29 protein-coding genes are annotated in these 21,861 nt (G+C 66.8%); 21 read left to right on the forward strand and 8 right to left on the reverse strand.

Features of this window, described 5'->3' with window-relative positions; translation table 11 throughout:
- Positions 1 to 1,003: type I glyceraldehyde-3-phosphate dehydrogenase (gap, locus tag DBR10_RS07230; protein WP_108556235.1), on the reverse strand; the 1,003-nt coding region annotated here is incomplete at its 3' end.
- Between the two features lie 216 nt (positions 1,004 to 1,219).
- Between gap and DBR10_RS07235 the strand changes: the two genes are divergently transcribed.
- From DBR10_RS07235 to DBR10_RS07255, 6 genes are all read left to right on the forward strand, one after another.
- Positions 1,220 to 1,573 (forward strand): DUF4164 family protein, encoded by a 354-nt coding sequence (locus DBR10_RS07235; RefSeq protein ID WP_108556231.1) that lies wholly within the window; start codon positions 1,220 to 1,222, stop codon positions 1,571 to 1,573.
- A gap of 3 nt (positions 1,574 to 1,576) precedes the next feature.
- Positions 1,577 to 1,915 (forward strand): cell division protein ZapA, encoded by a 339-nt coding sequence (locus tag DBR10_RS07240; protein ID WP_108504963.1) that lies wholly within the window; start codon positions 1,577 to 1,579, stop codon positions 1,913 to 1,915.
- 337 nt (positions 1,916 to 2,252) lie between these two features.
- Positions 2,253 to 2,462: a hypothetical protein gene (locus tag DBR10_RS19290; RefSeq protein ID WP_199223533.1), complete on the forward strand. Its 210-nt coding sequence runs from the start codon at positions 2,253 to 2,255 to the stop codon at positions 2,460 to 2,462.
- A gap of 14 nt (positions 2,463 to 2,476) precedes the next feature.
- A complete protein-coding gene (locus tag DBR10_RS07245; RefSeq protein ID WP_255579981.1) occupies positions 2,477 to 3,055 on the forward strand; it encodes a 5-formyltetrahydrofolate cyclo-ligase in 579 nt (192 codons plus the stop codon).
- 30 nt (positions 3,056 to 3,085) lie between these two features.
- Positions 3,086 to 3,907, forward strand: coding sequence for a TIGR00282 family metallophosphoesterase (locus DBR10_RS07250; protein WP_108504961.1), 822 nt, complete (start codon positions 3,086 to 3,088; stop codon positions 3,905 to 3,907).
- 78 nt (positions 3,908 to 3,985) lie between these two features.
- Positions 3,986 to 4,399 carry an organic hydroperoxide resistance protein gene (locus DBR10_RS07255; RefSeq protein WP_108490631.1) on the forward strand — a complete coding sequence of 138 codons (414 nt, stop codon included), beginning with the start codon at positions 3,986 to 3,988 and terminating at the stop codon, positions 4,397 to 4,399.
- Here DBR10_RS07255 and DBR10_RS07260 read toward each other — a convergent pair.
- A complete protein-coding gene (locus DBR10_RS07260; RefSeq protein ID WP_108490632.1) occupies positions 4,396 to 5,049 on the reverse strand; it encodes a glutathione S-transferase family protein in 654 nt (217 codons plus the stop codon). The genes DBR10_RS07255 and DBR10_RS07260 overlap by 4 nt on opposite strands.
- A gap of 157 nt (positions 5,050 to 5,206) precedes the next feature.
- On the opposite strand from DBR10_RS07260, the gene DBR10_RS07265 reads away from it, so the two are divergent.
- Positions 5,207 to 5,962 (forward strand): YebC/PmpR family DNA-binding transcriptional regulator, encoded by a 756-nt coding sequence (locus DBR10_RS07265; RefSeq protein WP_108490633.1) that lies wholly within the window; start codon positions 5,207 to 5,209, stop codon positions 5,960 to 5,962.
- Between the two features lie 46 nt (positions 5,963 to 6,008).
- The gene (locus DBR10_RS07270; RefSeq protein WP_108504960.1) at positions 6,009 to 6,944 is read left to right on the forward strand and encodes a nucleoside hydrolase; all 936 of its coding nucleotides are present in this window, start codon (positions 6,009 to 6,011) and stop codon (positions 6,942 to 6,944) included.
- A gap of 135 nt (positions 6,945 to 7,079) precedes the next feature.
- Here the strand turns inward: DBR10_RS07270 and DBR10_RS07275 are convergent, their stop codons facing one another.
- Positions 7,080 to 7,664 carry a hypothetical protein gene (locus DBR10_RS07275; RefSeq protein ID WP_108490063.1) on the reverse strand — a complete coding sequence of 195 codons (585 nt, stop codon included), beginning with the start codon at positions 7,662 to 7,664 and terminating at the stop codon, positions 7,080 to 7,082.
- A complete protein-coding gene (locus tag DBR10_RS07280) occupies positions 7,654 to 8,166 on the reverse strand; it encodes an RNA polymerase sigma factor (RefSeq protein ID WP_108504959.1) in 513 nt (170 codons plus the stop codon). Before DBR10_RS07280 ends, DBR10_RS07275 begins: the two co-directional genes overlap by 11 nt.
- 105 nt (positions 8,167 to 8,271) lie before the next feature.
- Here DBR10_RS07280 and DBR10_RS07285 point away from each other — a divergent pair, with 105 nt between their 5' ends.
- The 8 genes from DBR10_RS07285 (at position 8,272) to DBR10_RS07320 (ending at position 14,267) form a co-directional block, all read left to right on the forward strand.
- Complete coding sequence (locus DBR10_RS07285; RefSeq protein WP_108504958.1) at positions 8,272 to 8,745, forward strand: PaaI family thioesterase; 474 nt, start codon at positions 8,272 to 8,274, stop codon at positions 8,743 to 8,745.
- 2 nt (positions 8,746 to 8,747) lie between these two features.
- Positions 8,748 to 9,692, forward strand: coding sequence for an alpha/beta fold hydrolase (locus DBR10_RS07290; protein WP_369831692.1), 945 nt, complete (start codon positions 8,748 to 8,750; stop codon positions 9,690 to 9,692).
- Positions 9,689 to 10,666: a glycosyltransferase family 9 protein gene (locus tag DBR10_RS07295; protein ID WP_108504957.1), complete on the forward strand. Its 978-nt coding sequence runs from the start codon at positions 9,689 to 9,691 to the stop codon at positions 10,664 to 10,666. Before DBR10_RS07290 ends, DBR10_RS07295 begins: the two co-directional genes overlap by 4 nt.
- A gap of 53 nt (positions 10,667 to 10,719) precedes the next feature.
- Positions 10,720 to 10,950, forward strand: coding sequence for an aa3-type cytochrome c oxidase subunit IV (locus tag DBR10_RS07300; RefSeq protein ID WP_108490055.1), 231 nt, complete (start codon positions 10,720 to 10,722; stop codon positions 10,948 to 10,950).
- 119 nt (positions 10,951 to 11,069) lie between these two features.
- Entirely contained in the window at positions 11,070 to 12,212 is a 1,143-nt protein-coding gene (locus DBR10_RS07305) for a Re/Si-specific NAD(P)(+) transhydrogenase subunit alpha (RefSeq protein ID WP_199223532.1), read from the forward strand.
- Positions 12,213 to 12,235: 23 nt separating this feature from the next.
- Positions 12,236 to 12,559: a proton-translocating transhydrogenase family protein gene (locus DBR10_RS07310; RefSeq protein WP_108490307.1), complete on the forward strand. Its 324-nt coding sequence runs from the start codon at positions 12,236 to 12,238 to the stop codon at positions 12,557 to 12,559.
- Complete coding sequence (locus DBR10_RS07315) at positions 12,556 to 12,852, forward strand: hypothetical protein (RefSeq protein WP_108490308.1); 297 nt, start codon at positions 12,556 to 12,558, stop codon at positions 12,850 to 12,852. Before DBR10_RS07310 ends, DBR10_RS07315 begins: the two co-directional genes overlap by 4 nt.
- Positions 12,849 to 14,267 carry an NAD(P)(+) transhydrogenase (Re/Si-specific) subunit beta gene (locus tag DBR10_RS07320; RefSeq protein ID WP_108504956.1) on the forward strand — a complete coding sequence of 473 codons (1,419 nt, stop codon included), beginning with the start codon at positions 12,849 to 12,851 and terminating at the stop codon, positions 14,265 to 14,267. Before DBR10_RS07315 ends, DBR10_RS07320 begins: the two co-directional genes overlap by 4 nt.
- A gap of 90 nt (positions 14,268 to 14,357) precedes the next feature.
- Here the strand turns inward: DBR10_RS07320 and DBR10_RS07325 are convergent, their stop codons facing one another.
- Positions 14,358 to 14,705 (reverse strand): UrcA family protein, encoded by a 348-nt coding sequence (locus DBR10_RS07325; protein WP_108504955.1) that lies wholly within the window; start codon positions 14,703 to 14,705, stop codon positions 14,358 to 14,360.
- Positions 14,706 to 15,236: 531 nt separating this feature from the next.
- Here DBR10_RS07325 and DBR10_RS07330 point away from each other — a divergent pair.
- From DBR10_RS07330 to DBR10_RS07345, 4 genes are read left to right on the forward strand one after another with little or no spacing between them, the layout of a single operon-like run.
- Positions 15,237 to 15,983, forward strand: a complete 747-nt coding sequence (locus tag DBR10_RS07330; RefSeq protein WP_442861109.1) for a M23 family metallopeptidase — start codon at positions 15,237 to 15,239, stop codon at positions 15,981 to 15,983.
- Between the two features lie 44 nt (positions 15,984 to 16,027).
- On the forward strand, positions 16,028 to 17,002 hold the full coding sequence (locus tag DBR10_RS07335; protein WP_108556232.1) for an alpha/beta fold hydrolase: 975 nt from the start codon (positions 16,028 to 16,030) through the stop codon (positions 17,000 to 17,002).
- Between the two features lie 13 nt (positions 17,003 to 17,015).
- Complete coding sequence (locus DBR10_RS07340; RefSeq protein ID WP_108504953.1) at positions 17,016 to 17,933, forward strand: ABC transporter ATP-binding protein; 918 nt, start codon at positions 17,016 to 17,018, stop codon at positions 17,931 to 17,933.
- Positions 17,930 to 19,360: an ABC transporter permease gene (locus DBR10_RS07345; RefSeq protein WP_108556233.1), complete on the forward strand. Its 1,431-nt coding sequence runs from the start codon at positions 17,930 to 17,932 to the stop codon at positions 19,358 to 19,360. The genes DBR10_RS07340 and DBR10_RS07345 overlap by 4 nt, the downstream gene beginning before the upstream one ends.
- 86 nt (positions 19,361 to 19,446) lie before the next feature.
- Here the strand turns inward: DBR10_RS07345 and rpsU are convergent, their stop codons facing one another.
- Complete coding sequence (gene rpsU, locus DBR10_RS07350; RefSeq protein WP_085953736.1) at positions 19,447 to 19,686, reverse strand: 30S ribosomal protein S21; 240 nt, start codon at positions 19,684 to 19,686, stop codon at positions 19,447 to 19,449.
- A gap of 180 nt (positions 19,687 to 19,866) precedes the next feature.
- Here rpsU and DBR10_RS07355 point away from each other — a divergent pair, with 180 nt between their 5' ends.
- Entirely contained in the window at positions 19,867 to 20,526 is a 660-nt protein-coding gene (locus DBR10_RS07355; RefSeq protein WP_108506159.1) for a COQ9 family protein, read from the forward strand.
- A gap of 75 nt (positions 20,527 to 20,601) precedes the next feature.
- On the opposite strand, the gene DBR10_RS07360 is transcribed toward DBR10_RS07355, so the two are convergent.
- A complete protein-coding gene (locus DBR10_RS07360; protein ID WP_108506158.1) occupies positions 20,602 to 21,168 on the reverse strand; it encodes a DUF3035 domain-containing protein in 567 nt (188 codons plus the stop codon).
- 96 nt (positions 21,169 to 21,264) lie between these two features.
- On the reverse strand, positions 21,265 to 21,768 hold the full coding sequence (gene lspA, locus DBR10_RS07365) for a signal peptidase II (protein ID WP_108556234.1): 504 nt from the start codon (positions 21,766 to 21,768) through the stop codon (positions 21,265 to 21,267).
- Positions 21,769 to 21,861 lie beyond the last annotated feature (93 nt).

The following is a 21,861-nucleotide window of genomic DNA, read 5'->3' on the forward strand; positions in this document are numbered from 1 at the left end:
GGAACTTCGCCATCACGAGCGCGGTGTCGCTCATGCGGGTCGCGAAGCCCCATTCGTTGTCGTACCAGCTGAGCACGCGGCCCAGCTTGCCTTCGATGACCTGGGTCTGGGCCAGGGCCGCCGTCGAGCTTTCGGCGATGTGGTTGAAATCGGTCGAGACCAGGGCTTCGTCGGTGACGCCCAGCACGCCCTTCAGCGGACCGGCGGCGGCGGCCTTCAGGGCCTCGTTCAGTTCGGCGGCCGTGGTCTCGCGCGAGGGCACGAACTTCAGGTCAACCACCGAGACGTTCGGGGTCGGGACGCGGATCGAAGAACCGTCCAGCTTGCCCTTCAGGGCGGGCAGCACCAGGCCCAGGGCCTTGGCGGCGCCGGTCGAGGTCGGGATCATCGAGAGGGCGGCGGCCCGGCCGCGATACAGGTCCTTGTGCATCGTATCCAGCGTCGGCTGGTCGCCGGTGTAGCTGTGGATGGTGGTCATGTAGCCGCGCTCAATGCCGACCAGGTCGTGGATGACCTTGGCGATGGGAGCCAGGCAGTTGGTGGTGCACGAACCGTTGGAGATCACCAGGTCGGCGGCGCTCAGCACGTCGTCATTGACCTTGTAGACGATGGTCTGATCGGCCCCGTCGCAGGGGGCGGAGACCAGAACGCGCTTGGCGCCGGCGGTCAGGTGGGCGCTGGCCTTTTCCTTGGTGGTGAACAGGCCGGTGCACTCGAACGCGATATCGACGTTCAGCTCGGCGTGGGGCAGTTCGGCCGGGTTACGGATCGCTGTGACCTTGATCTTGCCGGTGCCGACATCGATCCAGTCCTCGCCCGAGGTGACGACGCCGGGGAAGCGGCCGTGCACGCTGTCGTAGCGCAGCAGGTGGGCGTTGGTTTCGACCGGGCCCAGGTCGTTGATCGCCACGACTTCGATGTCGGTGCGGCCGTGCTCGACGATGGAGCGCAGGACCAGACGTCCGATGCGGCCGAAACCGTTGATGGCGACGCGAAGGGCCATGGTGTCGTTCTCCTCATAACGGACGCCGCCAGGATCGACCGGCGTTCCTTGATTTTGCAGCGCGTTTTGCGGGCGGGAACAGGGAAGTCAAGCCCGAGAGCGGTAACAACGCGTGACCGAATGCTGCTATGGACGTTTGATGACCGTATTGTCGCCGCAGCGGGTGGCGAAGGTCGCCCTGATCTATATGTTGCACCGCATGATTGGAACCCGCCGATGACCCCGGGCGAAACCAGCGCCCTCGACCTCGCCGTGCGCCGGCTGGACCGTGCCATCACCCAGCTCGAGCAGAGACTGGCCGTGCGGACGGTTGCCTTACGCCCCGCGGAGGGCGGCGATCTGTTCGAGGGGGATGCCGACCGGGACCGTCTGGTGGCCGAACTCAGCGCCGCGCGCGAGCGCGAGCGGGCCCTGGAAGAGGCTGGAGCCCAGGCCTCGGTGGCCCTGGGCCGGGCCATCGCCGAGATCCGCGCCGCCCTCGGCGACGAGGGGCTGACCGCCAACGATGACCACCCCGACGAGGCTGACGGTGAGGCTGCGGTGCGTGTTGACCGTCCGGGCGAGGGCTGAGCCATGGCGCAACTGACCATCCAGGTGAACGGCCGCCCCTACACGGTGGGCTGCGAGGACGGGCAGGAGGCCCATCTGCTCGAGATCGCCCGCCTGTTCGACCGCCAGGTCCGTCAGGTCAGCCAGGACGTCGGCCAACTGGGCGAGACCCGGCTGTTCCTGATGGGCGCGCTGCTGCTGGCCGACGAGATGAGCGACCTGAAGCTGCGCCTGGCCCACGCCCAGAGCGAACTGGCCCGCCTGCAGACCGAACAGAACCGCGAAGCCAGCCGCATCGAAATCGCCGCCATCCGCGCCATAGACGCAGCGGCCGAGCGGATTGAGAAGCTGGGTCTCGAGTGACACGCCCCTCCTGACCGCTTCGCGGTCGTCTTCCCCCTATGGAAGAGGAGCGCCGTAGGCGCGGAGGGGGCAAGTTCGCACTATTCGCTGTCCGCGACACCGCAACGCTGGCGCCGTGCGTCTCGAACGCCTATCTTCCACGACGGCGGGTCAGCTGTGGCCCTCGTCGAAGATTTCTATTCCCAGGGACCTTAATCTCTCTATCGGGACCTGTTCCCTCCCGTGGCCGTGGCTGCGGGAACACGGGGCCCACCTGTAACTAACAGGTTCGAGTGGATTGAAACGTCTTCACGGTTCTTCATGGCGCCGCCACCCTTTCCCCTTCGCCGAGGCGTTGATGAAATCCGGCTGGTTCGGGCCCAAGGCCTTCGGGGTCGGCGCGCAGCCGACGGGATGGCAGGGCTGGCTGACGACCCTGATCTTTGTGATCGCCATGATCTGCACCACCTTCGTGCCGGACAGCTTTCGGCTGTGGGCTCAGGTGGGTCTGGTGATCCTGATCCTGGGGATCATCGCCCTGACCTATCGCGCCGCGCCGCCGCCTTGACGATCCCCGATCCCGTGGCTGCCAAGTCGACCCTGCGAATGTTCGTGCGGACGCGGCGCAAACTGCTGGCGCGGGCCTGTCCCGGGGCCGGAGACCAGGCCGCCGCGATCGGTCTGCCGGTCCTGGCTGAAGCCTTTCCGGATCCGGCCGGCAAGGTCGCCGCCCTCTACCAGCCCGCCGGGTCGGAGATCGATCCCCGCCCGCTCGCCGACGGCCTGGCCGCCGCCGGCTGGACCCTGGCCCTGCCCTCGGTGGAGGGGGCGGCGGGCGCGATGGTGTTCCGTCTCTGGGATCGCTCGCTCCCGCTGGTCCGCGATGCGGCGGGCCAGACGGCACCCGATGCCGGTCAACCGGCTGTCGAGCCTGACCTGGTCGTGGTTCCGCTGCTGGCCTTTGACCGCTCGGGCCGGCGGCTGGGGCAGGGCGGGGGCTATTACGACCGGGCGCTGGAGGCCCTGAGGGCCCGTCGCACGGTCCTGGTGCTGGGCCTCGCCTATGGCGGCCAGGACACAGCCGGCCTGCCCAATGAGCCGCATGATCAGGCTCTGGACGCCATTCTCACTGAAAACGAGTATATCGCGGTGAGCGACTGAGACCCAAAGGGGGTCTGGCAAGGAATTTCGATGCGTTTTGCTTTCTTCGGCGATGTCGTCGGCAAGTCGGGCCGTGACGGTCTGGCCGACCATCTGCCCGCCCTGCGCCGCCAGCTGGACCTGGAATTCGTGATCATCAATGCCGAGAACGCCGCGGCGGGCTTCGGTATCACCGAGAACACCGCCCGCGAGCTGTTCGAGGCCGGGGCCGACTGCCTGACGCTGGGCAATCACAGCTGGGACCAGCGCGAGGCGCTGACCTACATCGTCCGCGAGCCGCGGCTGATCCGTCCGGCCAACTATCCGATCCTGTCCGACGCCCCGGGGCGGGGCAGCCACCTGTTCCAGACCGAGCGTGGCCGCACCATCATGGTCATCAACCTGCTGGGCCGGGTGCACATGGATGCCATGGACGACCCCTTCGCCGCCGCCGACCGCGAACTGGACAAGGCCCCGCTGGGCCAGGTGGCCGACGCGGTGGTGGTCGACATGCACTGCGAGGCCACCTCCGAGAAGATGGCCATGGGCCACTATTGCGATGGCCGCGCCTCGCTGGTGGTCGGCACCCACACCCATGTCCCGACTGCCGACGCCCAGATCCTGCCGGGCGGCACCGCCTACCAGACCGACGCCGGGGCCTGCGCCGACTATGACAGCGTGATCGGCAACCAGAAGGAAGAGCCCCTGCGGCGTTTCACCACCAAGATCAGCGGCGGCCGCTATACGCCGGCCTCGGGCCCGGCCACGGTGTGCGGTGTCTTCGTCGAGACCGACGACCGCACGGGGCTGGCGGTCCGCGTCGAACCGATCCGGGTCGGCGGGCGGCTGAAGGAGACGGTTCCAGCGGTTTAGGGCCGGAGCCTGCGCCCGCTTGCGGCTGTCACACGTTGCACCCAAGTCTTGCGTGTCTTCAGCCCTCAGGAGCCCTCTATGAGCGATGCCCTCTATACCGCAAAAGCCCACGCTGTCGGCGGCCGCCAAGGCACGGCCAGGACCGATGATGGCCATCTGGACGTGACCCTGGGCTATCCCAAGTCGCTGGGCGGTGACGGTTCAGGCACCAATCCCGAGCAATTGTTTGCGGCCGGCTATGCCGCCTGCTTCCTGGGCGCACTGGGCCTGGTGGCCCGCAACCAGGGGGTCAAGCTGGGCGAGCACAGTCTCGATTCCGAGGTTGACTTGATCAAGGACGAGACCAGCTTCCACATCGGCGTGCGCCTGACCCTCAATGCGCCCGACCTCGATCGGGAAACCGCTGAGAAGGTTCTACACGCAGCGCATGAAGTCTGCCCCTATTCCAAGGCGACGCGCGGCAATGTTCAGGTCGAACTGAAGGTGGCCTAACCGGCTGGGAACAGGTGGAAGAACGGCTCGGCCTCAGCCAGCACGCGCTGGACCGACAGTCGGGTCTTCAACCGCTCGAAATAGGCGCTGACCAAGGGGCGGTCCTTGCCCCAGGGCTCGACCTTGTCTGCATAGAACAGGCCGGGCAGGGCGGCGCAGTCGGCCAGGCCGAAGGTTTGGCCGGACATCCAAGTCCGGCCAGAGAGTTCCGTTTCCAGGACGTCGTATGCGGTCTGGAGCTGGGCTCTGGCCTGGGCGACACCCAATGGATCGCGATCGGCGTTGGTCGGCCGGATTCGGTCGGAAACGATCTTCTGCATGGGCTGCTGCACATAGAGATCGAAGAATCGGTCCCATAGCCGGGTTTGCCAGGCCGCGTCCCGGTCGGCGGGGGTGAACTGCACGGAGCCAGGATAGTGCAGGTCCAGATAGTCGAGGATCACACTGGTCTCGGGCACCGTCTGGCCCCGTGCCGCGTCGGTCAGGACCGGAAACTTGCCCAGCGCCCAGACCTCGAGGAAGGCAGCGCGCGAGGCCGGCTCGCCGAGGTTCACCAGGCGCGCCGTGAACGGCGTATCGTTCTCGTAAAGGCCGATCAGGGCCTTCCAGCAGAACGAGGAGAGGGGATGGTAGTGCAGGGTGAGGGCCATTCTGCGTCGCGATCCCGTGCATCTATCCCGTCAAACTAGCGGCGATCCCGGGCCACGGACAAGCCGCACAGGATCAAGCCGGGTGACAAAACCCCGCTCCAGGGGCTAGAAGCGCGCCCAAACTCCATCTTCGTCAGATCAGAGAAGAGCCCCGCGAATGGCCGGCCACTCGAAATTCAAGAACATCATGCACCGCAAGGGCCGCGCCGATGCTGCGCGCTCCAAGCTGTTCTCCAAGCTGTCGCGGGAAATCACCGTGGCGGCCAAGGCCGGCCTGCCCGACCCGAACATGAACCCGCGCCTGCGCCTGGCCGTGAACAACGCCAAGGCCGAAAGCCTGCCTAAGGACGTCATCGACCGCGCGATCAAGAAGTCGCAGATGGGCGATGCGGCCGACTATGCGGAAATCCGTTATGAGGGCGTGGCCGCCGGCGGCGTCGGCATCATTGTCGAGGTGCTGACCGACAACAAGAACCGCGCCGCCGCCAATGTCCGCTCCTATTTCACCAAGCTGGGCGGCAATATGGGCGCGACCGGGTCGGTGGCGTTCAACTATGACCGCGTCGGCCAGATCACCTATCCGGCCAAGGCCGCCAGCGAAGACGCCATGATGGAAGCCGCCATCGAGGCCGGCGCTGATGACGTCACCTCGGACATGGATGAGGAAGGCGAGGGCCACACCATCTACACCGCCTTCGAGAGCCTCAACGAGGTCGCCGCCGCGCTGGAAGCCCAGTTCGGGGCCGCCGGCAACACCAAGATCGCTTGGCGCCCCAAGATGCAGGTTCCGGTGACCGGTGAGGCGGTCGGCACGCTGATGAAGCTGCTGGACATGCTGAACGACGATGACGACGTCCAGGCTGTCTATTCCAACGAAGAGATCAGCGACGACGACCTGGCGGCACTGGGTTAAGAGTTCCGTCTTCTCCCCGTCACATGACGTCGGCTAGACTGACGTCATGACCCTTCGCGTTCACATCGACACCGACTGCGGCGTGGACGACGCCCTGGCGCTGGCCATGCTGGCCCGGGCGCGGGAGGCGGTCGAGGTCGGCTCGGTCTCGGCCGTGTTCGGCAACACCTATGTCGACCAGGCCGCCGCCAATGCCCGCGGCGTGCTGCGGCTCGCGGGCTGCGGGGCCGAGGTCTATATCGGTGCAGGATCTGGCCTGGCCCGCCGCCGGGTCGAGCGCATGCGACCCGCCCACGGGGTCGATGGCCTCAATGGCGCGGGGTTCTCTCAACGCTGGAAGCTGCCCGAGCTCGATCGCGGCCACGGCACCGGCCTTCTGGCTTTTGTCGCCCGCCGCAAGATCGCGGGCCTGTTCCTGGGGCCGTTGACGAATCTGGCCCAGGGCCTGCTGGACGATCCGGCCGCCTTTCGCGACTGGCGGCCGACGGTGATGGCCGGGGCGTTCACGGTCGAGGGCAAGGCGACCGGCGGCGGCGATTTCAACACCTGGAGCGATCCGGAGGCCCTGCAGAGGGTTCTCGACGCCGGGGTTCGGCCGCGCCTGGTGCCGCTGGACGTCTCGAGTCAGGTCACCCTGACGGCGGCTGACCTGGTTGCCGGAGCGACGGCCTGCGGCTCGCCCCTTTCGGGGCGCCTGTCGCGGGCGGCCAGGCCATACATGGACTTCCACGGTCAGGTCTGGGGGCTGGACGGAGCCTGTCATCCGCATGATGCCGTTGCCGCCGCTGCCCTGATCGCCCCTGAGGCCTTTCGGTTCGAGCCGGCCCGCCTGCGGGTGACGGTTGACGGCCTGCGTCAGGGTCGCATCGAGCGGATCGAAGGACCGGCCAATGCCGAGGTCTGCGTCAGTGTCGACGTGGCGACCGTCGAGCGGCTGATCCTGAAGGTACTGTTCGGCGAAGGGGCTTTAGCGGCCCCCTGAACCAATGGCCTGGTCTCGGCTTTACAGCACCCCGGCAGCGTTGCCGCGGCCAGTCACTCTTCGAGGCTTCGCTGGAGAGCTCCCACGAAGAGGGGCTGGCCAACCGCCAGGACGGTGGTACCGGCATGGGCTCTGTTAGCCTTCGTAGTCGGCCAGCAGCGCCTCAAGGCGCCGCTGCTCGGGCTTGAGTATCAGGATGTAGCGCAGCAGATTCCATCCCGTGCTGGCCGCTAGGGCCAGGCCGCACACGGCCATGGCCTGCCAGCCGGCCGTCGTGTTCATACGGCCATCGACCTGCAGGCGCTGGATCGCCATGAACAGGGGCAGCATGAACACCGGAAGCATGGCCCAGAAGACGTGGCAGTTGGATCGTGCCCGGCGATTGGCGGCCAGCAGGCTGGCCACCGTATCGCGCAGGGGCGAACCGCTGTCGCGCGACCGATGCCTGAAACCGTTCCAGAGCACCGCGCCCATCACCATCCAGCACACGGCCAGCATGGCGATTCCAGGCCAACCGGCACCGTCGTTTTTCAGGACTGCGGCCAGGGCCATAACCGTGAACAGGGTCAGGGTCGTCACCGGGATACCGGCCAGAAGGATTTCACGGTGTCGGCGGGATTTCAATGTATGCATCAGTTGCTCCTTCAAGAGGGCCTGGGTTTCATCGGTCGGGGTGTTGGCGTCCGAGCGCCAGGCCTGTTCGAGACGGTCAAACTCCATCGACGTCGTCCTTTACGAGGGTTGAAAGACGGACGCGGATGCGGGTCAGGCGTGCGCCGACATTGGTTTCCGACAGGCCGTGCAGTCGGGCGATCTCGCCATAGGCCACGCCGTCCAGGGACAGCAGGATGAGCGACCGGTCGAGCGGCGGCAGGGTGCGGACCCCCCGGTAGAGCCGCTCCAGCAGGGCCGCCTCGGCCGGGTCGCCGATGACTAGTCGAAGGCTGAGCTCGGCCTCGATTGCGTCACTCCGTCGCTGCCGCCGCGCCTCTCCACGCTTCCAGGTCAGGGCGGTATTGTGCGCGACCCTATAGACAAAGGTCGCAGCAGAGCTGCGGTCCTCGAAGCGCGGCCAGGCCCGCCACACCGCCACCATCAGTTCCTGCAGCAGATCGTGCTGATCGGCCGGTTGGGCGAAGGCGCGGCTGATCCGGCGCAGGGCGGCCAGATGCGGCTCCAGCCAGTCAGCGAACGCCTCGTCCCTGCGATGTTCAGCGCCCATGATCCGCCCCGGTTTCGAGAAGGTTAGACGCCGCCAGCAGGCTCGTCCTTACACGTCGTCGGGGAAGGGTTCCGTTTGGTTCAAACGATCGTTAGGATTTGTCGCATGTCCGACGATCTTACCGACGCCCAGACCGCCGCCATCCCCGATGGCTATTCCCAGCTCAACTGGTCGCGCGGCTTTGGCCGCCAGATCGGGCCGCTGTTCGAGCAGCGCTCGGGCCCGGGTGACGCCTGCCTCGGCTTCCGGGTCGAGGAGCACCACACCAACGGCCTGGGCAACTGCCACGGCGGCATGCTGATGAGCTTTGCCGACATGGCCTGGGGGCGGATCATCTCGCTGCAGAAGTCCTACAGCTGGGTGACCGTGCGGCTGATGTGCGACTTCCTCTCGGGCGCCAAGCTGGGCGACTGGGTCGAGGGGCGCGGTGAGTTGATCAGCGAGGAGGACCTGGTGTTCACCGTGCGGGGCCGGATCTGGTCGGGCGACCGCACCCTGATCACCGGCACCGGCATCTTCAAGGCCCTGTCACCACGCAAGCCCCGCCCGGGCGAGGCCGCCTACAAGGGAGAGGGCTGACCATGGCTGATGATCAGGTGCAACTAGCCCGCGTGCCGCCACCGATGCCGGCGCCACTGGAAGCCTTCGCCGGCGAAGTGCCTCCGGCACCGGCCTGGTTCGAGCAGGCCCTGGCCCAGCAACCCGAGCGCACCACCCTGATGGTCGACGGGGCCGGCATCGAGATGCTGACCTGGGGCGAGGTCGGCAAGCCCGGCCTTCTGTTCCTGCACGGCAATGGGGCCCATGCCGACTGGTGGAGCTTCATTGCGCCCTTCTTCGCCCGCGACTGGCGGGTGGCGGCGATTTCTTGGGCCGGGATGGGCGGTTCGGACTGGCGCGAGTCCTATTCGGCCGAGTCGTTCGCGGCCGAGGCCTTTGCGGCCGTCGAGGCGGCACAGCTTGAAGCCGGCGGGGTCAAGCCGATCTTCGTCGGCCATTCGTTCGGCGGCTTTCCCACCCTCTATTGCGGTGTGGCCCATGCCGACCGGCTGCGCGGCATCATCATGGTCGACAGCAGCATCCAACCGCCGGAGAAGCGCTGGAAGGGCCCGCCCAATCGTCCGGGCTTCGGCAACAAGGTCTATGAGACGCTCGTCGAGGCCCTTGGCCGCTTCCGGCTGGCCCCGCCCCAGGCCTGCGAGAACCTGTTCATCGCCGACTACATCGCCCGCCGGTCCCTGAAGGAAGTCGACGGGGGCTGGACCTGGAAGTTTGATCCGGCCATCTGGCAACGCTTCCGGATGCCCGACCTTGGGCTTCTGCTGCCGCAGATTGCCTGCCCGGCGGCCCTGATGTGGGGCGAGCGATCCAACCTTATGCACGCCGAGACCTTGGACTATATGATCGGGGAAATGCCCAAGGACGTCCTGCTCGTGCCCATTCCCGACGCTGACCATCATGTGATGATCGACCAGCCGCTGGCCTTCGTGGCCGGGCTGCGTGGTCTGCTCGCCGCCTGGCGATGAGCTACGACGAAACTCCGGCCCCGGGGCTGGTCATGGTCTACATGCCCGATCGGGGCGTGGGCGACCTGATGTGGCACCTGCCGACCCTGCGGGCCATTGCAGCCTCGACGCCGGAAGGGCGCGTGCTGCTGGCCGCGCGGCCGTCGAGTCGGGCCCGCGACCTGCTGGCCGCCGAGCCTTGTGTGGTCGCTGTTGACTATCTGGACTATCGCGCCGGAACCTTCCGCAACCTGGTCGAGATCGCCGACTTCTACAAATTGTGCCGCCGGCGAAAGCCTCGCGCCGTTTGGATTCTGGAGAAGATCGACCGTCCGGCCATAGGCGCGGCCCTTGCGGGAGTGCCCGAGCGGCGCGGCTTTGGTCTCGGTCACGGCCAGGAGCGCTGGCTGACCCACAAGCCCTTCCTGCCCCGGTCGATGCGCCCGGCCCACCGGATCGAGAAGCTGGCGGCCCTAGAGACCGGGCATGGCCTGAGCGTGTCCAGCCGCGAGCCGGCGCTTGTTCCCATTCCTGCCGCCGTCGAGGCCATGGAGGCGCGGTTTGCGGGCCTGCCGCGTCCGTGGATCGTCTATGGAGTCGGCTCCAGCGAGCCCAGCCGCTGCTGGCCGATGGAGCGCTTCGGCGAACTGACCCGCGAGCTGGCCGATCTGGGCGGGACGCGGTTCTGGCTGGGCGGCTTCGGTGACAGCGCCGCCGTCGAGGGCCAACTGGCGGCGGGTGCAGACGGGGTCAATGTCTGCGATTTGAAGATGGACACCGCCGCCGCCCTGACCTCGCGGGCCGACCTGTTCATCGGCAACAATTCCGGGCCCCTGAACATCGCCGCTTCTGTCGGGGTCACCTCAATCGGCCTGTTCGCCGGGACGGCGCCCCTCGACTATTCGCGGTTCCTGCACTCGATCGTCGGCCCTGAGGAGGGCATGGCGTTCCTTGGCGTTGAAAGTGTCGCGCCCATCGCCCGCTTGAGCCTTTAGCCCCGGCGTTGTAAGCGGCAGTCAGGTTTTTCTCTTCCCATCGAGGACACGACATGGCCGGCGACTATCACCGCGGTGAAATGGACATCCAGGAACAGGCTGCGACCTATGCGGCCTTCGGCGGCATGGCCAAGTGGGGCTCGCTGGCGATTGCGGTCGTGCTGACCGTCATCACCCTGTGGTTCTGCACCCCGGCGGGCTTCCTGGGCGGCCTGATCCCCGGTATCGTGCTCGCAGTGCTGGGTGTGGTATTCCTGCGCGAAAAGCCCGGTTCGACGCACTGACACCGGTAGACATCGGCATATTTTTTCCCTGACGTGCACGTCATGCCTCGACAAGAGGCAAGACTATCCCCTACAGAGCAGGTCAAGTTGCTTGGGCGAACAGCGCTCTGGGGAGGGGTATGCCGATGGCCATTATCGCGGTCACCAAAGAGACCCGCGCGAACGAAACGCGGGTCGCGGCCACACCGGAAACCGTCAAAAAGCTGACCGCCGCCGGGTTTTCGGTGGTCGTTCAGGCCGGGGCGGGGATCGCCGCCGCCTATCCTGACGCCGACTATGCCGCCGCCGGCGCGACCCTGGTTGGCGGAGCCGCCGAGGCGATCAAGGACGCTGATGTCCTGTTCAAGGTCCGCGCGCCGGAAGCCGCCGAGATCGCGGCCCTGAAGAGCGGGGCCATCGTCGCTGCCGCTCTCAATCCCCACCAGGACAAGGACACGCTGAATGCCCTGGCCAAGGCCGGGGCCAGCGCCATCGCCATGGAGTTCATCCCGCGCATCACGCGGGCCCAGGTCATGGACATGCTGTCCTCGCAGGCAAATCTCGCCGGCTATCGCGCCGTGATCGAGGGGGCCGAAGCCTATGGCAAGGCCCTGCCGATGATGATGACCGCCGCCGGCACCGTCGCCGCCGCTAAGGTCTTCATCATGGGCGTCGGCGTTGCCGGCCTGCAGGCCATCGCCACGGCCCGCCGGCTCGGCGCGGTGGTCACCGCCACCGACGTTCGCCCCGCCACCAAGGAGCAGGTCGAGTCGCTGGGTGCCAAGTTCCTCGCCGTCGAGGACGAGGAATTCAAGAACGCCCAGACCGCCGGCGGCTACGCCAAGGAAATGTCGGCCGAGTACCAGGCCAAGCAGGCGGCGCTGGTTTCCGGTCACATCGCCAAGCAGGACATCGTCATCACCACGGCCCTGATCCCCGGCCGACCGGCCCCCAAGCTGGTCAATGCCGAGCAGGTGGCGTCGATGCGCGCCGGCTCGGTGCTGGTCGATCTCGCCATCGAGCAAGGCGGCAATGTCGTCGGTGCCAAGCTGAACGAGACGGTGATCACGGAAAACGGGGCCAAGATCCTCGGGGCGGCCAATCTGCCCGGGCGGATCGCCACCGACGCTTCGGCTCTCTACTCGCGCAACCTCTTTGCCCTGTCGGGTCTGTTCCTCAACAAGGAAGGGGCCTTCGCCCCCGACTTCGAGGACGAGATCCTGAAGGCCGCCCTGGTCACCCAGGGGGGCGAAATCGTCCACCCGTCGCTGAAGACCGCCTAACTCACATTGAAAGGGAGGCCTCCATGGAAGCCGTCGACCCCACCGTGTTCCGTCTGGCGATCTTCGTGCTCGCCATCTTCGTGGGCTATTATGTGGTGTGGAGCGTTACGCCCGCCCTGCACACGCCGCTGATGGCCGTGACCAACGCCATTTCCTCAGTGATCATCGTCGGGGCCCTGCTGGCCGCCGCCGCCCATGGCGGCGCGGGCGAGGCCACGACCGGTTCGGTCTGGATCTCCAAGGGGGCCGGCGCGCTCGCTGCGGCCTTCGCGGCGGTCAACATCTTCGGCGGCTTCCTGGTCACCAACCGGATGCTGGCCATGTACAAGAAGAAGGACAAGAAGTGAGCGGCCCCGCCACCCTGACCCTGGCGGCCCTGGTCTTCCTGATCGTGGCCGTCGGCGTCTCCAAGGTGCTGCCGCGCAAGAAGGCGACCGGCAACGGTGCCGCCTTCGCGCCCGCCTTCGTCCTGATCGCTCTGGGCCTCAGTGCCAATGCCGTGGGCCTGCAGGCCGGGACCAGCGGTGCCGCTGACATCCTCCGCTGGCTCTCGCCCTTCGCCGTCGGCATGGGCGTGATGCTGCTGCTCTCTAATCTGCGCGCCGACCCGGCGCCGCCGTCCGGGGGGACCTCCGAATGAACGCTAACATCGCCGCCATCCTCTATATCGTCTCGGGGGTGCTGTTCATCCTGGCCCTGCGCGGGCTGTCGAGCCCGGTGACCAGCCAGGCGGGCAATCGCAACGGCATGATCGGCATGGCCATCGCCGTGACCACTACCCTGGCCACCCTGTGGAGCCAGGGTGCGCTGGACATCGTAACGCTCGGCCTGATCCTCGGCGGCGTCGCCGTCGGCGGCGGCGTCGGGGCGGTCATCGCCCGCAAGGTCGCCATGACCTCGATGCCGCAGTTGGTCGCCGCCTTTCACAGCCTCGTCGGCATGGCCGCGTGTCTGGTGGCCGTGGCCGCCATCTACACCCCCGCTGCCTACGGCATCGTCGGCGAGGACGGCCACATCCATCTCAACAGCCTGGTTGAGTTGTCCCTGGGTCTGGCCATCGGCGCGATCACCTTTACCGGTTCGGTCATCGCCTTCGCCAAGCTGAACGGCAATATGGGCGGCGCGCCGATCATGCTGCCGGCCCGTCATCTGCTGAACATCGCATTGGGCCTCGGCATCGTCGCACTGATCGTGGTGCTGGTGATCTCGGGCGGCGCGGCCATCTGGGCTTTCTGGGGCATCTTCGCCCTGGCCCTGATCATCGGGATCACCCTGATCATCCCGATCGGCGGCGCCGACATGCCCGTCGTGGTCTCGATGCTGAACAGCTATTCGGGCTGGGCGGCGGCGGCCCTGGGCTTCACGCTGGAAAACACCACCCTGATCATCACCGGTGCCCTGGTGGGCTCGTCGGGCGCGATCCTGTCCTACATCATGTGCAAGGCGATGAACCGCTCGTTCGTCTCGGTGATCCTCGGCGGCTTCGGCGCGGCCGACGCCGTGGCCGGTCCCGGCGGCAAGGTCGAGAGCCGTCCCGTCAAGCAGGGCTCGGCTGATGATGCGGCCTTCATCATGAAGAACGCCAGCAAGGTGATCATCGTCCCCGGCTACGGCATGGCCGTCTCCCAGGCCCAGCACATCCTGCGCGAGATGGGCGACAAGCTGAAGGAAGAGGGGGTTGAGGTGAAATACGCCATCCACCCGGTCGCCGGCCGCATGCCCGGCCACATGAACGTGCTGCTGGCCGAAGCGAACGTCCCTTATGACGAGGTGTTCGAGCTGGAAGACATCAACAGCGAGTTCTCGACGGCTGACGTGGCCTTCGTGATCGGTGCCAATGACGTCACCAATCCCGCGGCCAAAACTGACCCGACCAGCGCCATCTACGGCATGCCGATCCTTGATGTCGAAAAGGCCCGCACCGTCTTGTTCATCAAGCGCGGCATGGCCTCGGGCTATGCCGGGGTCGAGAATGAACTGTTCTTCCGCGACAACACCATGATGCTGTTCGGGGACGCCAAGAAGATGGTCGAGGGGATCGTAAAGGGGCTCTAGTCCGCCTTCATCGAACTCGACGGCAGATAAAGCAAAGGCCTCAGGTTCCCCTGAGGCCTTTGTTGTTTTCGGGGCTCGCCTTGGCTGACCTCACTGGGCGGCGACTTCAACGGCCTGGGCGCGGGCGGCGAATTGCAGGGCCTTGCGCTGCGGCGAGGTGAGGTTGCGGCTGACTTCGCGGCCGACTTCGGCAACGCAGACGCCGTGGGGCATGTCGAGGCTGTGGTTGCGGGCCTTGGCGCGGCAGAGGGCGTTGGCGGCGGTCTCGACGCGGGCCTTGAACAGGGCAGCCTGGGCGGGGTTGGAGAGGTTCAGGTCGCCGACCGAGATGCGGGCCACCGGCTCGGCGGCGTTGGCAGCTTGGGTCAGGCCCAGAACGGGAATGGCGGCCAGGCTCAGGGCGGCGACGGTGGTCAGGCTGGTCATGAACTTGCGCATCGGAGTAATCCCTCGGTGTTGGTTTGTGTCCGGCGCTTGTCTGCGCCCCATGTCCAGAGGTGTACTTGCGAGCACTTCGAAAGTCTCGTGAAGTCTCTTTCATGAAGTGTAATTTAGAGAATTACACTTCATTCATTGAATAAACATTCTGTAATCTTTCATAATACCGTCTTAATCAGCTTGCGCTCCTCTGCGGGTGCAGCGGATGGCGCGAGCCCCGCTTGTCCCCCGCTCCGGGATCTGGGCTGGTCGTGGGCCGATCGATGCAGCAGATCGGCCGACCTTTCAGATCTCGCGTTTCCTTGTTCTGGCCAGACGTCACAGCATTCAGGCTGTTCGCGATGGACCTGATGTTCAGCCTCGGTAATCGGCCCGGTCCGTGCCGTGCTGATTAAGACCAGGTTAAGCGACAACTCGAGCGGCAGGCCCATCTGCGGCAAAAGTCGGCCGATTCATCATCGGGAAAGACGAATGTGCGACCAATCTGACTGTTGCGCGGTCCCCTAGCCAGACCGATCGTCTGACAGGAAAGTGGATTTGTCGTCTGAAGCCCCCGCCGCCGCACCGCCCTATTCCCGGGTCGCCTTTCTGGCCCTGGTCGGCGTGCTTTCGACGGTCGGACTGCTGAATGCCGGAAGCGCTTTGCGGGCCTTCGCGGCAGAGCCTGCCCGGACGGAGCCGATCACCGAACCCGACACGGTTGAAAGCGCGCCCGAGCCCCTGCCGGCCTTTGTGTTCGACGCGCCCCTGCCGGGCCACGTCATCAATTCACCGTTCGGCCTTCGGCAGCTGCCCTGGGAAGAAAATGGCCGGCTGCATGAGGGCGTCGACATCGCTGCGCCCGAGGGCTCGGCCATCCGGGCGGCTTCGGACGGAGTCGTCCTGCGCACGGGCGTCAACGGGTCGTATGGACGCTTTGTGGAGCTGGGTCACAAGGATGGCTTCCGTACACTCTATGCCCATCTGGGGGCCACGGCGCGCGACGTGAAGCGGGGGCAGTATGCCCGCCGGGGGCAGACCATTGCCTATGTCGGCAACAGTGGTCGCTCAACCGGTGCGCACCTGCATTTTGAGATCCGTCGCAAGGGCAAGCCCCTCAACCCGACCTTCTTTCTCGGCCAGAGCTTTGCGGCGGCCGAAGACCTGCCGCTGAAAGCCGCCGCCCGCGTGCCCCGCAAGGTGCATCTGGCGACGGTCTCGGCCTGGCCGGAGAGCGTCAAGGCCGCCCGGGCCCGCTTGGCGCGCCAGCAGGCCCGGCTGGCGGCCAGCGACGGCTGAACAGGGCGGCTCGACGCGTCACAATCCGGCGCTAAGGTACGGTCATGCTTCATATGCTCGGTCGCGGTCTCGCCAGTGTCGTTCTTTTTGTCATCGTCTACATCGCCCTCGGCGGTGTCATGAGCGCATACAGCGCGCCGCGCCCTCGTGGCGAACGGATCGAGATCGAATCCGGCCGCAGTTTGCGCCTGATCTGTGAGGGCCCGCGCAGCACCCGGCCCGTGGTCTGGCTGGAAGCCGGGGCCTTCGGCTTCTCCGCAGACTTTGGAGCCACTCAGGCCGCCCTGGTGGCGGCCGGCTGGCGGACCTGCGCCTACGACCGGGCCGGCATGGGCTATTCCGATCCCGGCCCTGCCCCGCGCGACGGCCTGGCCATTGTCTCGGATTTCGAAAAGCTGGTCGATCGGTCGGGCGAAGTCGGCCCCTACATCCTCGTCGGACACTCCATGGCCGGGCTGCGCCTGCGCGAATATGCCGGTCGTAACCCCGACCGCGTCGCAGGGTTGGTGTTTCTGGACGCCGCCACGCCGGAGGCTGCGGCCGAGCCGCGCGTTGTCGGCTTCATCAAGGCCTTTGCGACCGCCTCGCGCTGGGCTGCGCGCGGCGCGGCACTGGGTCTGTACAAGCCCTTGTCCCACACAGGTCTCGGCGACAAGATCGGTCTGCCCGCATCAGCGAAGGCCGAGAAGCGCTGGGCCTTCGGCAATGGCCGCCACAACCGTACCGCCGCTGACGAGGTGGCGCTCTGGCTTGAGGCCTCAAACCAGGCTGCAGCCCAGCCGCCGCTGAATCCTGAATGGCCTGTCGCCGTGTTAACCGCCGGGCCGGTCAAAGGCCGCGAGGAGTGGAAGGCGATCCAGGCGGCCCCGGCCCGCGCTGCGCGTCACGGCATGGTCGAACATGTCGAGGCCGCCAGCCATACTCGGTTGCTGGGACAGGGCTTTGCTGACCACATCGTCCGGGCCGTGGCCTTTGTGGCGGAACCTGCCGGGGCTGATACACCTCGAAAGAGCGATTGATTCGGGAGCGCGCATGACCACCGCCCTCAGCCTGGACGGCGTCAGCAAACGATACGGTGACTTTCATGCCGTGCGCGACGTCAGTTTTTCAGTGCCCCAGGGGCGGATCTGCGGCTTTCTGGGCCCCAATGGCGCGGGCAAGACCTCAACTATCCGCATGGCCCTCGGCCTGATCGCACCCAGCGAAGGCCGCATCAGCGTGCTGGGCAGCGATGATGCCCGCAAGGTGCGCGACCGGATTGGGTTCCTTCCCGAGGAACGCGGCCTCTACAAGCGCATGACCCCTGTCGATGCCATCGCCTTTTTCGCTGGCCTGAAGGGGATCGGCGACGGCGAGGCCCGCAAGCGGGCCCGGGTGATGCTCGAGGGTCAGGGTCTCGGCCCGTTCATGAACAAGCCGATCCAGGCCCTGTCCAAGGGCATGGCCCAGAAGGTTCAGCTCCTTTCGGCCCTCGCCCACGAGCCGGATCTGGTGGTGCTGGACGAGCCCTTTTCGGGACTGGATCCGGTCAATCAGCAGGCCCTCGAGGGGATGATCCGGGGGATCGCCGAGCGCGGGGCCACGGTGCTGTTCTCGACCCATGTCATGCAACATGCCGAGCGACTGTGCGACCGCGTGGTGCTGATGGCCCGCGGCCGCAAGGTGTTCGACGGCGACGTCGCCGAGGCCCGCCGCGCGGCACCCCGGGCCCTGGTCCTTGAAGGGGACCTGACGGCGACGGAAGTGGCGGCCCTGCCGGGCATTGCTGCGGTCGCCACCGAACCCCTTCCGGACGGCGGGCTGCGCCACGTCGCAACCCTCGCGCCGGGGGCGGACGGCCAGGCGGCCCTGAAGGCGGCCTTTGCCGGCGACCTGGCCCTGAAGCGGTTCGAGGCTCGCGAGCCCAGTCTGCACGATGCCTTTATCGTCCTGACCGGAGGCCAGGCATGAGCCGCCTGCTGCACATCGCCCGCCGGGAGTACCTGGCCTATGTCCGCACTGCAGGCTTCTGGCTGTCGATCCTGGCCCTGCCGCTGGTGATGGGCATCAGCATCGGCGCGCCGCTCCTGATGAGTCGTTCGGCCCAGCCCGAGCGACTGGCCATCGTCGACCTGACCGGTCAGGGTCTCGGCCAGGCCGTGACCCGGGCCCTGGACGAGGAACAGGCCCGTGCCGTGGGCCGGGCCCTGCGCACGGCCGCCGTGGCCGCCGGGGGGGCGACGGCCGGCGAAGCGGTCCGCAAGGCCCAGGCGCAGGGTGGCGAGGCCCAGGCCCGCCAGGCGCTGGCGGCGTTGAATCCGGCCGTGGCGGAGCGCTTCAAGGCACCCAAGGCCTCATCCGTACGCCAGGCTCCCCCCAAGACAGCCCTTGAGGCTCGGGATGCCCGCGCGGCGGGTCTGGTCCTGCGGCGCGAGATCGCCGAAGGCCGGCTGGACACAGGCCTGATCCTCAGTGGTCGCGACGACGCCATCGTCATGGACCTGTGGAGCCGCAACCTGGCCGCCCCGGCCCTGGAGAGCGAACTGCGCGGCCATGTGACCGACATCATGCGCGAACGGGCCCTGATGCGTTCGGGGGTGGCTCCGGCCACTCTGAAGGCCGCCGATGCGCTCAAACCCACGGTCAACAGCCTGTCGCCCAAAGCGGCCTCCGGGGAGAAGGTCTCGCTGCGCGACCGCCTGCCGACCTATGTGGGTCTCGCCATGGGCTTCCTGCTCTGGTCGATGGTGATGACCGGGGCCGGGATCCTGCTCAACAGCGTCATCGAGGAGAAGTCGACCAAGATCCTCGAGGTGCTGCTGTCGTCAGCTTCGGTACCGGAGATCATGGGCGGCAAGATCCTCGGCGTGGCCGGCCTGACCGGGACCGTAATCGGTCTCTGGAGCCTGGTGGGCGTCGGGGCCATGCTGGCCTTCGCGCCCGGCCTTGCCGGCGACCTGGGGGCCGTCCTGGTGGGCAAGGGCCTGCTCCTTTATTTCGCGGCCTATCTGGTCGGCGGCTACCTGATGTATGCCAGCCTGTTCGCCGGGATCGGGGCCTTCTGCGAGAGCCAGCGCGATGCCCAGACCCTGCTGGGGCCGATCATGCTTGTGATGAGCGTCCCGATCATCTTCATGAGCCAGGCCATCCGCACGCCGGACTCGCCGATCCTGAACATCCTGTCGTGGATCCCGCCCTTTACGCCGTTCCTGATGCCGGCCCGCATCGCCGGTGACCCCTCGATGGTGCAGGTGGTCGGCACGACCGTGCTGATGCTGGTCACCACGGTCCTGATCGTCTGGATCTCGACCAAGGCCTTCCGGGCCGGGGCCCTGGCGACCGGCAAGGTGGATCTCAAGGGGCTGGTCCGGCGGCTGCTGCGCCGCGAAGGCGTCTGAGCCACGCCCCGCGCCGGGGCCTAAAACGACGAAAGCCGCGCGGATCGCCGCGCGGCTTTCGAAACTCTCAAACCTGAAAGGTGCGCTTAACGCGCCCCGACCGGCTTCTTCGGCATCGGGATCAGGCCTTCACGCTGGGCGCGCTTGCGGGCCAGCTTGCGGGCGCGGCGAACCGCTTCGGCCTTTTGACGGGCGCGCTTTTCCGACGGCTTCTCATAGTGCACGTGCCGCTTCATTTCGCGGAACGAGCCTTCGCGTTGCATCTTCTTCTTCAGGGCCTTGAGGGCCTGATCGACGTTGTTGTCGCGGACGAAAATCTGGACCAGGGGTCTCTCTCCATTCGACGGCCCGACCAATGTCCCGAGTCCCTCTCAGGGGCCGGGCGGGCGAACAAAACCTGACTACCCGGAAGGGGGGCTTCCGGGAAACGAGGGGCGGCAGATAGCAGAGTGAACGGGCCCTGTCCATGCGCGACGCGGCCTAAACACCAGTGTAGACTCGGATTCATGAGCAAATCCGCGCAGACCGAAAACAGCTGGGCCGACACGGCCGAACAGCAGGTGCTGGACGAAGCCCTGCGTCTGGCGCCGGCCGCCGGCTGGAACCCCCGTCTGGTCGAGCGGGCCGCCCAGGCTGCAGGCCTGTCGCCGGGCGAGACCCAGCTGCTGCTGCCCGAAGGGGCCCGGGATCTGGCCGCCCTGCTGTCGCGACGCCATGACGCGGATGCCCTGGCGCGACTCGCCGCCCTGGAGCCGGGTGCCCTCAAGATCCGCCAGAAGATCCGTGAGGGGGTCATTGCGCGTCTCGATGCAGCCATGGTCGATGCGGCAGCCCTTCGCCCCCTGGCGGCCTTCCTGGCCTTTCCGACGAACCTTGCCCTGGCCCTGCGTCTGACCTGGGAAAGCGCCGACGCTCTGTGGCGCTGGGCGGGCGATACCGCCACTGACGAGAACCACTATTCCAAGCGGGCGATCCTGTCGGGCATCCTGGTTTCGACCCTGGCGGTCGAGATGGCGTCCGGCCGCGAGTCGGCGCTGGTGCATCTGGATGCCCGCATCGACAACGTCATGGCCTTCGAGACCTGGAAGGCGGGCCTCAAGCCGATGGATCTGGCCACCGAACTGGTCTCGGCCCTGGCCCGGATACGCTACGGGCGCAGCACCTAGGGTCCAGGACAGCAAAAGACCCGGAAGCTTCCGCTACCGGGCCTTTCGATTTCAGCGCAGATGGCTTTGCGGCCCTTACAGGCCCGGCAGCTTGATCCGGCCCTGCTTGTCGCGGCTGATCACCACCTTGCCGGGACCCATCAGGGCCTTCAGGCGGGCTTCCTCGGCGGCGGCGTCGATGACGATCGGCGCATTGGCCCCGGTTTCGCTGGCGGTCGCGGCGACCTCGGCCTTGTCCTTCTTCCAGAACATCACCTTGCTGGCGAAGCTCTCGTCCTTGTGGGCCAGGTCGCCGGTCTCGTCGTCGACGACGAAACGGATCAGAGGATCGGCCTTGTCGACGCCGGCGCGGGCCACCAGCAGCTTTTCACCGTCCGAGCGGCCGGCGGCCATGCTCTGGCCGATCAGGGCCTGGCGGGCGGCGCTTTCGGGCTGCAGTTCCTGCGGACGGGGCTCGCCGGGGGCCGGCGGACGCAGGGCATAGTCGGGCGGAACGACCAGGGGAGCCTTGGTGACGACGCGGAACTCGTCGGGGACCACCTTGCTCATACCCAGAGCCTTGGAGGCCGATTGGCAACCTGCGAGGCCCGTGGCGGCAACGGCGGCCAGAACGCTCAGGGTCGCGACCCGATTGAAACTCATGAACCCATGCTCCGGTAGGCCCGTTCGGGCCAGAATTTCGAGCGCACTCGATACGACATCAAAGCGCGGGCGCCAATGTCTCTCGCGATTGCGGCCTTATTCGGTCGGCTTCGCCAGTTTTGCTTCGCCGTTCAGGAAGCTGTCGAGCAGCAGGAAGGCCACCCCGACCGAGATGCCGGCGTCGGCGATGTTGAAGATCCACGGGAAGTAGAGGTCCCGCACGTCGATGAAATCGGCCACCGCGCCATAGACCACCCGGTCGATCAGGTTGTTGCCGATCGCCCCGCCGATGATCAGGCCCAGCCCGATGGCCATCAGGGGCTTGCTGGCCTTTGCGGCCCAGAGGGCCAGGACCACCACCACGACGGTTGAAAAGCCGGTCAGCAGCCAGCGGGCCCATTCGGCATGGCCGCTGAGCAGGCCAAAGCTCATGCCCCGGTTCCAGACCATGGTCAGGTCGACCGGACCGGGCAGGACGACCGTACCCCGGACCGGCAGGTTCAGGCCGTTGAGGATCCACAGCTTGCTGAGCTGGTCCAGACCGACCGTGACGGCGGCGATGGCGTAGGCGACCCAGCCCTGGCGGGTGATGTTCGGCATTGTCGTCTTCAGCCCCCAAAATGGCGCGTCCGTAAAGGTATCAACCCTCCCCCTTGATGGGGGAGGGCAGGGTGGGGGTGATCCGGCGGTGAA

Source organism: Caulobacter sp. HMWF025 (genome assembly GCF_003060965.1).
Lineage (GTDB): Bacteria > Pseudomonadota > Alphaproteobacteria > Caulobacterales > Caulobacteraceae > Caulobacter.

Coding starts and splice junctions, on each gene's coding strand:
- DBR10_RS07340 (WP_108504953.1), top strand. CDS start 17,016: ATGACCACCGCCCTCAGCCTGGACGGCGTCAGCAAACGATACGGTGAC.
- DBR10_RS07355 (WP_108506159.1), top strand. CDS start 19,867: ATGAGCAAATCCGCGCAGACCGAAAACAGCTGGGCCGACACGGCCGAA.
- DBR10_RS07325 (WP_108504955.1), bottom strand. CDS start 14,705: ATGCGCAAGTTCATGACCAGCCTGACCACCGTCGCCGCCCTGAGCCTG.
- DBR10_RS07285 (WP_108504958.1), top strand. CDS start 8,272: ATGTCCGACGATCTTACCGACGCCCAGACCGCCGCCATCCCCGATGGC.
- DBR10_RS07320 (WP_108504956.1), top strand. CDS start 12,849: ATGAACGCTAACATCGCCGCCATCCTCTATATCGTCTCGGGGGTGCTG.
- DBR10_RS19290 (WP_199223533.1), top strand. CDS start 2,253: ATGAAATCCGGCTGGTTCGGGCCCAAGGCCTTCGGGGTCGGCGCGCAG.
- DBR10_RS07300 (WP_108490055.1), top strand. CDS start 10,720: ATGGCCGGCGACTATCACCGCGGTGAAATGGACATCCAGGAACAGGCT.
- DBR10_RS07270 (WP_108504960.1), top strand. CDS start 6,009: ATGACCCTTCGCGTTCACATCGACACCGACTGCGGCGTGGACGACGCC.
- DBR10_RS07295 (WP_108504957.1), top strand. CDS start 9,689: ATGAGCTACGACGAAACTCCGGCCCCGGGGCTGGTCATGGTCTACATG.
- DBR10_RS07260 (WP_108490632.1), bottom strand. CDS start 5,049: ATGGCCCTCACCCTGCACTACCATCCCCTCTCCTCGTTCTGCTGGAAG.
- DBR10_RS07255 (WP_108490631.1), top strand. CDS start 3,986: ATGAGCGATGCCCTCTATACCGCAAAAGCCCACGCTGTCGGCGGCCGC.
- DBR10_RS07280 (WP_108504959.1), bottom strand. CDS start 8,166: ATGGGCGCTGAACATCGCAGGGACGAGGCGTTCGCTGACTGGCTGGAG.
- DBR10_RS07290 (WP_369831692.1), top strand. CDS start 8,748: ATGGCTGATGATCAGGTGCAACTAGCCCGCGTGCCGCCACCGATGCCG.
- DBR10_RS07265 (WP_108490633.1), top strand. CDS start 5,207: ATGGCCGGCCACTCGAAATTCAAGAACATCATGCACCGCAAGGGCCGC.
- DBR10_RS07310 (WP_108490307.1), top strand. CDS start 12,236: ATGGAAGCCGTCGACCCCACCGTGTTCCGTCTGGCGATCTTCGTGCTC.
- lspA (WP_108556234.1), bottom strand. CDS start 21,768: ATGCCGAACATCACCCGCCAGGGCTGGGTCGCCTACGCCATCGCCGCC.
- DBR10_RS07235 (WP_108556231.1), top strand. CDS start 1,220: ATGACCCCGGGCGAAACCAGCGCCCTCGACCTCGCCGTGCGCCGGCTG.
- DBR10_RS07305 (WP_199223532.1), top strand. CDS start 11,070: ATGCCGATGGCCATTATCGCGGTCACCAAAGAGACCCGCGCGAACGAA.
- DBR10_RS07360 (WP_108506158.1), bottom strand. CDS start 21,168: ATGAGTTTCAATCGGGTCGCGACCCTGAGCGTTCTGGCCGCCGTTGCC.
- DBR10_RS07240 (WP_108504963.1), top strand. CDS start 1,577: ATGGCGCAACTGACCATCCAGGTGAACGGCCGCCCCTACACGGTGGGC.
- DBR10_RS07335 (WP_108556232.1), top strand. CDS start 16,028: ATGCTTCATATGCTCGGTCGCGGTCTCGCCAGTGTCGTTCTTTTTGTC.
- DBR10_RS07275 (WP_108490063.1), bottom strand. CDS start 7,664: ATGGAGTTTGACCGTCTCGAACAGGCCTGGCGCTCGGACGCCAACACC.
- DBR10_RS07345 (WP_108556233.1), top strand. CDS start 17,930: ATGAGCCGCCTGCTGCACATCGCCCGCCGGGAGTACCTGGCCTATGTC.
- DBR10_RS07250 (WP_108504961.1), top strand. CDS start 3,086: ATGCGTTTTGCTTTCTTCGGCGATGTCGTCGGCAAGTCGGGCCGTGAC.